This is a genomic window from Polyangium sp. 15x6, assembly GCF_029960785.1.
GTDB lineage: Bacteria > Myxococcota_A > Polyangia > Polyangiales > Polyangiaceae > Polyangium.
Genome location: NZ_JASBQE010000053.1, coordinates 23072 through 35891 on the forward strand (window position 1 = coordinate 23072; position 12820 = coordinate 35891).

At 69.1% G+C, this 12820-nt stretch carries 10 protein-coding genes; 4 read left to right on the forward strand and 6 right to left on the reverse strand.

Annotation, left to right across the window (positions count from 1 at the left end):
* Positions 1-143 precede the first annotated feature (143 nt).
* Both QHF83_RS31810 and QHF83_RS31815 read left to right on the forward strand, forming a co-directional pair.
* The gene (locus tag QHF83_RS31810) at positions 144-1610 is read left to right on the forward strand and encodes an ATP-binding protein (RefSeq protein WP_282421755.1); all 1467 of its coding nucleotides are present in this window, start codon (positions 144-146) and stop codon (positions 1608-1610) included.
* A 413-nt stretch (positions 1611-2023) separates the two neighbouring features.
* Positions 2024-2743 carry a hypothetical protein gene (locus QHF83_RS31815; RefSeq protein ID WP_282421756.1) on the forward strand — a complete coding sequence of 240 codons (720 nt, stop codon included), beginning with the start codon at positions 2024-2026 and terminating at the stop codon, positions 2741-2743.
* A 307-nt stretch (positions 2744-3050) separates the two neighbouring features.
* On the opposite strand, the gene QHF83_RS31820 is transcribed toward QHF83_RS31815, so the two are convergent.
* Entirely contained in the window at positions 3051-3644 is a 594-nt protein-coding gene (locus tag QHF83_RS31820) for a protoglobin domain-containing protein (RefSeq protein ID WP_282421757.1), read from the reverse strand.
* Between the two features lie 295 nt (positions 3645-3939).
* Between QHF83_RS31820 and QHF83_RS31825 the strand changes: the two genes are divergently transcribed.
* Together QHF83_RS31825 and QHF83_RS31830 are read left to right on the forward strand one after the other, a co-directional pair.
* Positions 3940-5049, forward strand: coding sequence for an ATP-binding protein (locus QHF83_RS31825; RefSeq protein ID WP_282421758.1), 1110 nt, complete (start codon positions 3940-3942; stop codon positions 5047-5049).
* The gene (locus tag QHF83_RS31830; protein ID WP_282421759.1) at positions 5046-5516 is read left to right on the forward strand and encodes a hypothetical protein; all 471 of its coding nucleotides are present in this window, start codon (positions 5046-5048) and stop codon (positions 5514-5516) included. The genes QHF83_RS31825 and QHF83_RS31830 overlap by 4 nt, the downstream gene beginning before the upstream one ends.
* A gap of 54 nt (positions 5517-5570) precedes the next feature.
* Here QHF83_RS31830 and QHF83_RS31835 read toward each other — a convergent pair whose 3' ends face one another.
* The 5 genes from QHF83_RS31835 to QHF83_RS31855 form a co-directional block, all read right to left on the reverse strand.
* Complete coding sequence (locus QHF83_RS31835; RefSeq protein ID WP_282421760.1) at positions 5571-7883, reverse strand: hypothetical protein; 2313 nt, start codon at positions 7881-7883, stop codon at positions 5571-5573.
* A gap of 387 nt (positions 7884-8270) precedes the next feature.
* Positions 8271-9158 carry an SDR family oxidoreductase gene (locus QHF83_RS31840; RefSeq protein WP_282421761.1) on the reverse strand — a complete coding sequence of 296 codons (888 nt, stop codon included), beginning with the start codon at positions 9156-9158 and terminating at the stop codon, positions 8271-8273.
* A gap of 85 nt (positions 9159-9243) precedes the next feature.
* Positions 9244-10260, reverse strand: a complete 1017-nt coding sequence (locus QHF83_RS31845) for a hypothetical protein (protein ID WP_282421762.1) — start codon at positions 10258-10260, stop codon at positions 9244-9246.
* Positions 10260-11285: a hypothetical protein gene (locus QHF83_RS31850; protein ID WP_282421763.1), complete on the reverse strand. Its 1026-nt coding sequence runs from the start codon at positions 11283-11285 to the stop codon at positions 10260-10262. Before QHF83_RS31850 ends, QHF83_RS31845 begins: the two co-directional genes overlap by 1 nt.
* A gap of 77 nt (positions 11286-11362) precedes the next feature.
* On the reverse strand, positions 11363-12808 hold the full coding sequence (locus QHF83_RS31855) for a serine/threonine-protein kinase (protein ID WP_282421764.1): 1446 nt from the start codon (positions 12806-12808) through the stop codon (positions 11363-11365).
* Positions 12809-12820: the final 12 nt, after the last annotated feature.

Below are 12820 nucleotides of genomic sequence, written 5' to 3' on the forward strand. Positions count from 1 at the left end.
CGCTCATGTAGAATGAGCGTGATCTTTGGACTTCCAAAGACGGCGACGCATTGCAGCGTGCGTGTGTTCGTTCGCCAGAAGCCAGGATCCGGCCTCGGCACATTGACAGGGGGGCGGCCGCAGTGTAGCGAACCCGTACCACCATGTCTGCTGCAAGCAGCGTTCCCCAGAGGCGGGTCGTCTGGATCGTCGATGACTCCGCACTCGACGCAGAGCGCGCTCGCCGCGCTCTGGCAAATCATTACGACGTTCAGGTTTTTCCCGACGGTACGGCCGTCCTGGAATCGCTGGGGAGCCATCAGGCGCGGCCTGACGTGCTCGTCCTCGATTGGATCATGCCAGGCGTTTCAGGCATCGAAGTTTGTCGGTTCGTTCGTGCCAACAGTACGCACGCCCGCATGGGTATTTTGCTGCTCACTGCTCGACAGCAAACCGAGCAGGTGGTCGAGGGCCTATCGGCCGGCGCCAACGATTACTTATCGAAGCCCTACGCGACGAGCGAGCTCGAGGCGCGGGTAGACGCCCTCGTGCGCTCGATAACGCTGCTCGAGCGCGCCGAGAAGGCAGAAGCGACGGTGCGCCAGGTATTGGCGAACGTTCCGGATGCTCTCCTGGTCCTGGGGGAGGAGCAACGCATCACGTATGCGAACCCGGAAGCACAAAAGGCGCTCCACCGCTGGTCGCCCGAGAAGCTCGTCGGTCAGTCGATCTGCGGTCTCCTGCCAGAGCTCTCCGCCGAGCTCTTCGCAGCCGCCACGAGCATGGAAGCATTCGCCCTGCCAGACATCACGATCGAAGGCGAGGTGTACGCGCCGACGGTCCGCGTCTTCCCCGTCGACCTCGGCGGAGGCTCGACGATCCTGGCACTGCGCAACGTGACCGCCCGGCGGATGGCAGAGGTACGGCGGCTGGATTTTTATTCGATCATCGCGCACGACCTGCGCTCGCCGCTCAGCGCAATGTTGATGCGCAGCGAGCTCATCCTGATGGGCAAGCACGGGCCCATCCCGCGCGAGGCCGTGGTCGATCTACACAAGATGCAGGGCTCGATCCGCGCGCTCGTGGGGATGATCAACGACTTCCTCGACCTCGCAAGCCTCGAAGGCGGGCACTTCAAGCTCGTGAAGGAAGAGATCGACCTCGTGTCGCTCGTCGACACCGTAGCCGACGTCCTGCGCCCGCTGCTCGTCTCGGGCGAACTCTCGTTCGACATGCACCGCGCGCGGCGGCCCGCAGTGCACGCCGATCGCCGCCGGCTCGGGCAAGTCGTCGCCAACCTGCTCTCGAACGCCATCAAATTCACCCCACGCGGCGGCAGCATCACGGCCACACTCGAAGAGTCGGATACGTGCATCGAGGTGGGCGTGGAGGACACCGGCACCGGCATCCCATCGAGCGAGATCCCAAAGCTGTTCCAGCGTTACGCGCGGGCAAACACCGGCATGGCAGGCACGGGTCTCGGGCTCATGATCGTGCGCGAAGTGGTGGAAGCCCACGGCGGCACCGTAGGCGTCGACAGCGTCCTCGGCCGCGGAAGCCGATTCTGGTTCCGCCTGCCAAAGGCCAGCAGCCAAGGCGCGCACGCCCCGCGCGTCGCGCGCGCCGGGTGATCGCGTCCAGGGCCGCTGCGCTGGGGCGTTGCCCCAGGCCCCACCGGGGCTGTCCGCCCCTGGACCCGGACCAGCGCAAGCGCTGGACCTTTTGTCGATGAACTGCGCGATGCGCAGTTCATCGAACAGGCCAAGGCAAGACCAGCGACGACCCTGCCAGCCAAGACAGCGGCGCTGACCTCTCTCAGCCGGCAACGCTGTCCCTGGTCTTCCAACGGGCCCGTTGGAAGAACTGCGCATCGCGCAGTTCTTCCACCCCGAGTCCAGCGCTTGCGCTGGTTCGGGTCGAGGGGCGAACAGCCCCCGCGGGGTCCGGGGCAGAGCCCCGGCGCGACGCCTTGCGGTGCTTGATTACGCTTGCCTCCATCCGTCCGCCTCTCCTACCGTCCGCGTCCCTACGAACCGGAGGCACCATGCTCGCAGGACCGACCTCTCCCATTCGCGTGATGTCGCGGGCCGTCGCCCGCACGCACAACATGCTCACCATCGCATCGAAGGTGGACATCGATCGGTCCCCCGAGGATCGTGAGTTCTTCGCGGCGGAGGCCGCGAAGCTCGTGGCCCTTCGGCAGGCGCTCCCTGCGAAGCAACGCGAAATCGAGGATTTCGAGCTCGGACTGGGGGACCAGAATCAAGCGGCCGTCGTCCTCGGCGATCAGGTCCTCGATCGGGGCGTCCGCGCGGGCAATACGCGAACGAAGCTCGGCCTCAAAGGGAAAAGTGGCCTCGGCGCCGAGCACGCCTTCGGCAATCGTGTCGATGATTTGACCGGTGCGCCTCATCGAAATGAGCCTGCCCTCGTGCGCGAAGCCATCACCCGGATCGGGGACCTGCCCGAGTTCGAGGACAAGGCCAAGGTGCAGAGCGACCTGCTCGCCCGCGTCGAGCTGCAAGAGGGGCTCCTGAAAGAGCGTGACCAGGGGGACGCCGTGCTCTCGAAGCTCGAAAGCGAAGCCGTCAAGCTCGTGGTCGAGGCCGCTGACAAGCTCGTGCAGACGAAGGCCGCGCTCGACGGTCGGTTCCCGCGGCAGCGCGGGTACGTGGCGTCGTTCTTCCTGGATGTATCGCGCAAGCGGCGCGGTGGGCACGAGGAGGACGACGGCGAAGGGAGCGGAGGCGCGCCTGTGGGCTGACGGCGGAAATGCGCCGGGCGCAAGGCGGCGCCGGTGGGCCGGCGGCACGTTGCGCCCGGGAGCAAGGCGGCGCTGGTCGGCCGGCGGACGGGTGCGCCGAGGAGCGAGGCGCCGCCGGGGGGGCGGGGGCGGAGCGGGGAAAGGTACAAGGCGGCGCCGGTCGGCCGGCGGGAGGTTGCGCCCGGGAGCAAGGCGGCGCCGGTCGGCCGGCGGGAGGTTGCGCCCGGGAGCAAGGCGGCGCCGGTCGAGCGGCGGGAGGTTGCGCCTGGGAGCAGGGCGCCGCCGGTCGAGCAGCGGCGAGGTGCGCTCAGAACGCCGAGGGCGCGATGTAGGGCTCGCTCCAGAGCGTGATCTGCAGCGTGATCGACTTGAACCAGGCCGTGTGCATGGCCTCCACGTCGGCCGCGCTGTGCCCCTTCTTGGCGAGGAAGGGCTTGATCGTCGCCGTGATCGGCACGATGAAGGCGATCAGGTAGCGCAGGTTGATGTACTGCGCGGCGGAGGCGACGCCGTCGGTCTTGTTCTTCTTCGCGCTCGTGTGGCGCAGGCCGATCTCGTACTGGTAGTCGAGCCAGGCGCGGTCGTAGTTCGCGGCGCAGGTGTCGCGGATCCACTGCCCGAAGCGGCGGCGCACGCCGCCCAGGTACTCCATGCTCGGCTTGCCGTCGGCGCCGCTGAAGTAATGCACGAGGTGCGGGTGCGAGCCGACGAAGCCGTACCAGACGTCGAGCACGGCCTCGACCTGGTCATCGAGCACCTCGCCCGCCATGCGCAGGTAACGCACGTCGTCCTCGCCGAGCAGGACGGTCTGCTTGAGGAGGGCGAACTCCTCGTCGCTGAGCGGCGAGCGCGCGACGCTCGAGGTGCCGAGGGTGTAGCCAGGGATCGCGGTGTTGGTCATTGAAGCTCCTTGATGGGCTCGGGGAGGCCATGGGGCGTGCGCTCCCTCCGTCAGCGGGGTCGCTCGTGTATCGCAGCCGGACCAACCGAGGGAACCCGACCATGGTCGGGTGTCGGTGAGCGGCTACATGCGCCGCCGTCGCTCCACACGGGCCGCGACCGCCTCCGCTTCCGCTACGTCTTCGACGACCGCTTCCTCCGCGGCTGCGGCAGCCGTTCGCCCTCGCCCGCGGGCCCTTTCTCGTCTTCGCTGCTCTGCATCATGATAGAACCCTGCCAGCAGGGCAGGGTTTCCCATGTTCAAGCGCCTTTACATCCACAACTTCCGATGTTTGCAGAACCTCGAGTTGCCCATCGGCGACAAGCCGTCGGCGCTCCTCATCGGAAAAAATGGATCGGGCAAATCGACGATCAGCCACGCGCTCGCTCTGCTGGCGGGGATGGCTCGGGGTACCAACCGCGTCGGCCAGCTCGTCAAGCCAGGCGATTTCACTCATGGCAGGACGGACGAGCCCATGCGTTTCGAGGTGGATGTCGAGCTCGCCGGTCGACTCTACCAGTACCGACTCACCCTGGAGTTGCCGCCTGGGTTCAAGGAGCTCCGGGTGCAGACCGAGCAGCTCTCGCTGGACGGGCAGCCCATCTATACCCGGGAGCACGCTCAGGTCACCCTGAACAAGGCTTCGCGCTCGGCTCCGGCAGCGTTCCTGGTCGACTGGCACCTGATTGCTTTGCCCATCATCCAGGAGCAGTCGGAGACCGACCCGCTCTTCCTCTTCAAGCGCTGGCTTTCGCGCTCCTTCATCCTTGCGCCGATCCCGAGCCTGATCACGGAAGAATCTTCCGGGGAGACGCTCTGGCCGGAGCGCGACGCGCGAAACCTGGGAGCTTGGTTCGCCGGGCTCATCGGCCATTCTCCCCGGGTTTACACGACCATCGATGGCTACCTCCGGACGGTATGGCCTGATTTCTGGGATCTCCAAAACCCACTCGTCGGGGGGGAGACGCGGAGCTTGAAGGTCCAGTTCCGCGAGGCTCCGCGGAGCCTGTCCCTCCCGATCGGGTCGCTCTCGGACGGCGAGAAATGCTTTCTCCTCTGCGCGCTCGTCCTGGCCGCCAACGAGGCATACGGTCCTGTATTTTGCTTCTGGGACGAGCCGGACAGCCACCTCGCGATCGACGAAGTAGGGCATTTCGTCGCCGCGCTCCGGCGCTCCTTCGAGTCCGGCGGGCAGGTGTTGATGACCTCGCACAACGCCGAGACCATCCGCCGCTTCTCGGATGAAAACACGCTCGTCTTGTACCGGCGAAGCCACCTGGAGCCGACGCGCGTCAAGTCGCTGGAAGAGATCGGCGTGAAGGGTGATCTCGTCGAGGCCCTCCTGCGAGGTGACGTCGAGACATGAGCGTCAACAAGCACAAGCCCCACTGGCTGATCCTTCCCGAGGACGACGCCAATCGGCAGATCGCCAACGGCTTTTTGCTCGCGTTCCCGGACAAGAACATCCAGGTCCTGCCGCCTGCGAGAGGATGGCCCCACGTGCGGGACAGCTTCGAGCGGGAGCACAATGGCGAGATGCAGAGATATCCCGAGCGCTTGATGGTCTTGCTCGTGGATTTCGACAACCAGGTGGATCGGCGGGCCGAGGTCACTTCGGAGGTGCTGGATTCACTTCGTGACCGTGTCTTCGTCCTCGGCGCCTACGTCCACCCGGAAGAGCTCAAGAAAGCGCTGGGGATGAGCTACGAGAAGATCGGCAAGGCCCTGGCCAGGGAGTGCGTGGAGGGGACAGGCGAGACCTGGGGGCACCCGCTGCTCCGGCACAACCTCCGCGACCTCACGCGGATCCGCAAGCGCAATCCCTTCGGCTGACGGGCCCTTCGCCGTCGGACGGACCCTCGCGTCGCCCGCCCTCACCCTCGCTCACTACGTCTTCGACGACCGCTTCCTCCGCGGCTGCGGCAAGGGCCCCGTCCCGCGCGCCCGCCGCTCGCTCCCCGGCGGCGGCGAGAAGCCCGCGACCTCGAGCTCCCGCACCGTCACCGCGCGCGCCTCCGGCGGCGTCGCGAGCGCGGCCCGGAACAGGATCCCTTCGAGCTCCGCGTCGTTCCCCGGGAAATCGTGGTCCACGAGCGCCGCGAGCGCGCGCGGCTCGATCCCGAGCGGCGCCTGCCGCAGCCGCTTGCCGATCCGCGTCAGCGCCTCCAGCACCAGGAGCGACAGATCCTCCCCGCGCGACGAGAGCGCCGGCAGCGCCACCGACCGATCCCCGAGCCGATCCGCCAGCGCCTCCGAGAGCTTCCCGCTCGCCGCCAGCGAGTCCACCGTGCCCGGCAGCGCCACCACGAGCCCCACGTCCGCGGGCAGGCCCGAGGCGATCCGCATCTGCACGTGCTCCGGCAGCACGTGCGCGTCGAGCAAGACGAGCGTCCCGCCCGCGGCGAGCGCGAGCGGCGACGCCACCCGATCCTGCCACTTCGCCGTGTCGTGCTCCGCCGGGTTCGTCCCGTCCACGATCACCATGACGCCCTTCTTGCGCGCCGACGCGAGGTGCACGAGCGCCGCCCACGCGACCGCGTCGATCCCGGGCGACGTCAAGAGCGTGACCGGCACGTCCACGGCCGCGAGCTGCTCGAGCCGCTGCACCGCCGCCTGCGCCGCGGGGCTGTAGAGCGCGACCCGCGCGCGTTGCTCGAAGCTCTTCGCCACGGCCCCGAACTGGCCCTCGATGCGCCCGAGCTCCGTCGCGAGGCGCGCGCGCTCCGCTTCGAGCTTTTCGAGGTCGTCCCGCGCGACGAGCTCACGCTCGCGCGAGCGCGACAGCATCGACGATACGCCGAGCACCGCGGCCAGCCGATCCGAGAGCTGCCGCAAAGCCCGCACGTCCGAGAGCGTCGAGGGAGCGACCCGCGCCCCCGCGGGGACCGTGAGCGCCCCGATCGGGCCGTCCACGTCGCGCACCACGCTCACGGCCGAGAGGTGATGGTCCTCCATCCACGCGATGAGCGGGCGCACCTCCGGTTTCCGGACCGAGACGGCGTGCATGACCTCGATCCGCAGGATCCGCTCGGGCTCGGCGTCCGCGAGCGAGACGAGCCGCGGCGGCATCTCGGCCTTTTTCGTGTGCAGGAAGCCGGCGCGATCGACGCTGACCTGCTCGGCCGGGAAGAACCGGTAGAGCGCAGGCGGTTCGCCGTCTTGCCCGAGGGCGCCGCGGAGCTCGAAGAGCGCGGAGCGGAGCGCTTCTTCCGGATCGGGCGTCATCGCCGCGCGCGTCGCGGCCTGCAGCGCGGGCAAGAGCCGTCCGCTCCCAGGCCCCGCCCGATGCGCGAGCCTCTGCGCGACGAGCGCCGCGATCGCAGCCGCCCCCGCCGCGCCGAACGCAATCGGTCCCGTCATGGCCGGCCGCACGTGGGCCGCATAGACGGCGCCGAGCGCGATGGGCGCGACGAGGCCCGTCGTCGCCAGCGTGAGCCGAAGGACCGAGAGGACGGTCTCGGGCTCGCGGCTCGCCGCCGCAAACGCGGCGCCAAGCGAAGCGAGGACGACCGCGATCGGCAAGACGCGCTCCGGCGGAAGGACCCGCGCCGCAGCCGCGAGGATCCCGACGGCGAGCGCGATCGAGCCGAGCCAGAGCGCCGCCTGCGCCCGCTCCGCGACGCCGATCTCGGCGCGCCGCGTGGCCGCGAGCCGCGCGGCCGCGAAGAGCTGGACGCCGAGGGAGCCAATCGAAGCAGCCACGGTGGCGTAATCGATGAGCAGGGGATCGAGCCCCTCGGTGCGCTCGGGAAACATCGCAGCCGCGCCAGGCAGCGTCGCAGCGACGACCCAGAAGAACGCAGCGAACGCAGCAGCATCGAGCCTGCGCGCAGAAGGACTCGGCTCCGCGAGCCCCCCGAGCGGTTTGATGCGCGCGATGGCCCAAAGCGAGCCGAGCGCAGCCATGGCCACGCCGAGGTTCTCGCCCGCGACGAAGCCAGGCGTGATCGCCCCACACCGCGACGCCGTGAAGAGCGCAGCCCCGGCAATCGTGAGCCGCGTGGCCGAACGCGCACCAGGATCGAGCGTGTCGTCGCCGCGCACGTCCTCCGCAGTCAGCCTCCAGGCGACCACACAAGCGAGCGGCAAGAGCAGCGCAAACCACGTACTCGCGCCCCCGCCCGTCGCCCAGAGCCCCGCGACCGCGGCATACGCCACGGCGAGAGCCGCGATCCAGAGCGAGCGGGTATGCCAGGGCATCGCCCGCAGGGTAGCGGAAGCGCAGCCGCCGGGCCAAAGGCTGGGGCGCCGCGCCAAAGGGCAGGGCGCCGCGCCGGGGCTCTGCCCCGGACCCCGCGGGGGCTGTTCGCCCCTCGACCCGAACCAGGGCAAGCCCTGGACTCGGGATGGAAGAACTGCGCGATGCGCAGTTCTTCCAACGGGCCCGTTGGAAGACCAGGGACAACGTTGCCAGTCGAACGGTCAGCGCGGCTGTCTTGGTTGGCGAGGGTCGTTCCTCGGCCTGTTCGATGAACTGCGCGGAGCGCAGTTCATCGACCCCGGGTCCAGCGCTTGCGCTGGTCCGGGTCCAGGGGCGGAGAGCCCCTGGTGGGGCCTGGGGCAAAGCCCCAGCGCAGCGGCCCCCAGTCAGCCGAGGGGCTTACCGCCCGTGACGCCGAGCACCTCGCCGTTCACGTAGGTCGACTCGTTCGATGCGAGGAATACGAAGGCTGGCGCGAGCTCTGCTGGCTGGGCGGGCCGCTCCATGGGGCTGTTTTCCCCGAAGCGCGCGTTCTTGTTTGCTGGGAACGACTGCGCGACGAGGGGGGTCCACACGGGCCCTGGTGCCACCGTGTTTACCCGGATTCCGCGCTTGATCAGCGCTTGTGCGAGGCCCTTGCTGAAGGTCACGATTGCGCCCTTCGTGGCTGCGTAATCGAGGATCTCCGGGCTTGGCTGGTAGGCCTGGATCGACGCCGTGTTGATGATGACGCTCCCTGGCTTCATGTGCGGCAGCGCGTGCCGGACGACGTGGAACATCGCGAGGATGTTCACTTGGAAGGTGCGCTCCACGCGCTTGGCGTCGAGCTCCTCGAATTTTTCGACGGCCTTGCCCTGCTCGGCTGCGTTGTTCACGAGGATGTCGATGCGGCCGAAGGCCTTCACTGCGTCGTCCACGAGCTTCTTGCATGCTGCGTCGGAGGAGAGATCTCCGGGGAACAGCGCGGCCTTCCGACCGGCCTCCTCCACGAGACGCTTCGTCTCCTTCGCGTCCTCGTGCTCGCTCAGGTACGCGATGCCCACGTCTGCGCCCTCGCGTGCGTAGGCGATCGCCACGGCGCGCCCGATACCGCTGTCTGCGCCGGTGATCAGGGCGACGTGATCCTTCAAGCGACCGAGCCCTCGGTAGGACGTCTCCCCGTGGTCTGCTCGAGGCTGCATGCTCGACTCGACGCCGGGGTGCTCCTGCTCCTGCTGCGGGAACGGAGGTTTCTGCCCGAGGTCCCTGGGATCCTTCTTCGCGGCTTGCGTCATGATTCCCCCCGGCGGCGTACCTGGGGTCCGGAGGGACCAACCGGAAGCATGGAGACCGGATGGGCCCGCCCGCTGGGGCATCGCTTCACTTCAAGGTGAGCTGCATCGAGAAGGGACCCGCGGGGCTCCCTGCGTTCGTATCGACGAACAGGATCGTCGGCGTCACGCCGCCCGGGATGCGGATGACCTCATCGCCCTTCTCCGGCGCGTCGATGCACCCCTCCTGCGTGAGCTGGGACATGTCGTTCTCGCAATCGGTACGCGCGTAGAGCACGGCGTCGAAGGTCGCGTCGAGCTTCACCTCGATCTCCTTCGCGAGCGGCGCCTTGATCGAATAAATCGACTGCCGCCCTTGCCCCGCGCAATCGTTCGTGGCGCAGGCTCCGCATTTCGCGTCGTTGTCGGGACCGGCCTTGTTCATGCCGAGCACCATGGCGGAGGTGCCGATCGCCGTCCCGAGCACGACGGGCACCGGGCCCGTGCAGCTCGTGCCCGAAAAGAAGCTCACGGTCAGGTGGTAGGCGCCCCGATCCTCCGACGTCCGGCCGTCCACGAAGAGGTAGATCCGCTCGCCCGCCGTGACCGGGAACGAAAGGAGCTCGCCGCCGAGGGCGACCTGGTCATGGCAGAGCACCACCCCGTCCGGGTTCGAGCAGCTCGTCCGGCGCGCGTAGAGCACGCTGTCGAAGGTCGTCGCCGTGGCCGGCAGGCTCGCCGTCAGATATCCGGTCTGCTCCGCGTCGAAGACGTACACGTGCTCCGGGCCGCTCGACGTCGTGCACCCCGTGAACGGGCCACTCTCGATCGTCCCCGGCGCCTCCGTCGTCTCGGCGTCGAACTCCACCGTGCCCCAATCCACGAAGAAGAGCGGAATCGCGTCGTCGCAGCCGAGCCCCTGCGGAGGCGCGCCGCCGGTGCCGCCGTCCGGCTCGCCGCCGCCGGTGCCGCCGTCGCCACCGCCGCTGCCGCCGCTGCCGCCCGCGCCCGAGGTGACGCCGATGGGCTCGATGCCCACCACGATCCCGCAAGCCGAGAGGCTCGCGGTCGCGACGGCGAGCGCCCCGAGGACACGAAGACCAGAAGGACGAGCCGCGCCTCGCATCAGAACGCTCCTCGCACGACGCCGCCCACGCCCGAAGGCCCCGCGGCCGGCAGGATCTCGAAACGCCCGGCGGCCGGCCGTTTGCCCGGCACGCTCGTGAGCCAGATGATCGCGCCCGCGGCGAGCGCGGCGCCTCCGACGACGAACCCCGCCGTCGACGCGCCCGCGAACCGCGACGCCTCGGCCCCCTTGTCGGCGACGGCTTGCGTGCACCCGGACAAACTCGCGGGCGCGCCGCATTGCCTGGGCGCCATCTCCTTGACCTCCTCCCATTTCGCGAAGGCCAGCCCGCCGGTCACGCCGCCGACCGTGAACCCCGCGAGGGCCACGCCCCCGAGCGCCAGGGCCAGGACGGGCGGAGGGCCCAGGCTTCGCCGTTCGTCGCGTCCACGTGGCACCTCGCGTATGCGCGGCGGCGCCCATGCCGCGGGCGGGGGGATGGCCACGGTCACCGTCTCGCCATTCTTCGACACGTTCACGACGCTCTCCCAGGGGAGTCTGTCCGGCCGGATGGCGCGGATCGTGTGTTTTCCGAGATCCACCGGCATCGGCGCGCCCCAGAGCGCCTCGCCGACCGACACGCCATCGCGCGTGATCGAAAGGCCTGCGCGGTCCGCGACGGACGCGGGCACCATCAGCACGAGCTTCGGCAGCTCGGCTTCGAGGGCGTCGGCGCGGGCGCGCGCCTCGGCCTCGCGTGCTCGGTTTTTCCCGGTCGCCTTGTCGGCCTCGGCGACCGCGACGTAGAGCGCCCACGCGCTCGCGGGACGCGCCGTCGCCTCGTAACATCGGGCGAGCTCGAGCTTCGTCCCGTTCGCCGGATCGAGCCGATCGCTCTCCTCGTACATCTCGCAGGCGCGCGCGTGGTGGCCTTCGAGCGCGAGCACGTAGGCGTCCTGGTAGAGTTTTTCCGCGGTCGCCCGGACATCGGGCGGCGCCTCGGCGGACGCGCTGTCCGCGAGCGTCACGGCGAACGTGGCCCCGAGGAAGAGGGCCGCGACGCGGGGGTGATTCCTACCGATCATCACGCGAGCCAATAGGACCATTCGTAGGCAAGCCCCCGTGCGCCATGGCGCAGCCGTCCTCGCGCAGAAGATGTTCGTCAATAGCGCGGAGGAGGTCGGGGTGTCGAGCGATTCTGTGGAAAAACCGTCCGCCCTGTGGTCGAAGGATGCGTCGACCCCGACGAAATCGGAACGACCCCGACGGAAGCGGCCGCGGACGCGACGGTTTTTGCTTCTTTTGGGGCCTCCTCCGGCGCGGACAAACCCGTGCTCGGGAGCGTCGCGGGGAGGGGAGGGAGCAGAAAGGACGATGCGGCGGGGACCGGCGACGCGGTCGCATGGTCCCCCGGGGACATCTTGTAAAAGAATCCGCCGAGCGACACGCTGAGCGAAAGCACGATCGTGGCCGCCGCGAAATGCCGCAGCATGGCGCGCCGTGGTTTTGCCGCATGCGTCTCGGTCGGCGCGTCGCCCGACGGGCGCGTCGCGCCGCCTGCCGGAATCGTCGTTCGAATGCCCGGGCTCGTCCACGGCGGAGGCGTGCGGGCGAGGTCCATCGCTTGATCGGCTCGCAGCGCGAAGCTCGCATCGACCTCGGGCACCGCGGCGATCGCCATCGCGGCTTTTTTCGTCGCCTGGGCGTGGACACGCTCGATGCGCGCGACGAGCGCCGCCGGCGGCTCCGGGTCGGGGCGCGCGAGCGGCGCGAGATCACGCGCCAGGGCGACCACGTCCGGATAACGCCGCTCGCGGTCTTTCTCCAGGCAACGCAGGATCACCGCGTCGAGGCCCGGCGGCAGGTCCTCGCGGAGGGAGGACGGCACGGGCGGCTTCTTGTTCGCGAGCTGGGAGAGGATTTGCAGCACGTTGCTGCCTCCGAAAGGACATTCCCCCGTGACGAGCTGGAAGAGGATGATCCCCATCGACCAGATGTCACTGCGCCCGTCGATGTCACGCGCGGCGTTGATCTGCTCGGGTGACATGTAGAGAGGCGAGCCCACGATCGCGCCGGTGCTCGTGCGGGTCGGGCCCTCGTCGCGGAGGAGCTTCGACACCCCGAAATCGAGCACCTTGACGCAGGGCAAGCCGTCGTGGGCCTGGGTCAGGAAGAGGTTGTCGGGCTTGAGGTCGCGGTGCACGATGCCGAGCGCGTGGGCCTCGGCGAGCGCCTCGCACGCGTGCAGCACGTAGGTCGCCGCCTCCTCCACGGGCAGCGGACCGACCTCGGCGAGCCGCGAAAGCAAGGTTTGTCCTTCGAGGTACTCCATGACCATGAAGGGCGCTTCGTTCGGCAGGCGTCCGACGTCGTAGACGCGCGCGACGTGCGCGCTGCGGAGCTCGGACAGGGCCCGCGCCTCGCGCAGGAAGCGCTCGACGCAGAGGGCCGAGGCGACCACGTGGGGCTGCATCACCTTGATCGCGCGGCGCGTGCGCAGCTCGAGGTGCGTGGCCGCGACGACCACGCCCATTCCGCCGGAGCCGAGGAGGCGATCGACGCGGTATTTGTCCGCGATCACGTCCCCGATTGCGACCGGCAAACTCATGGCGCCCCCTGC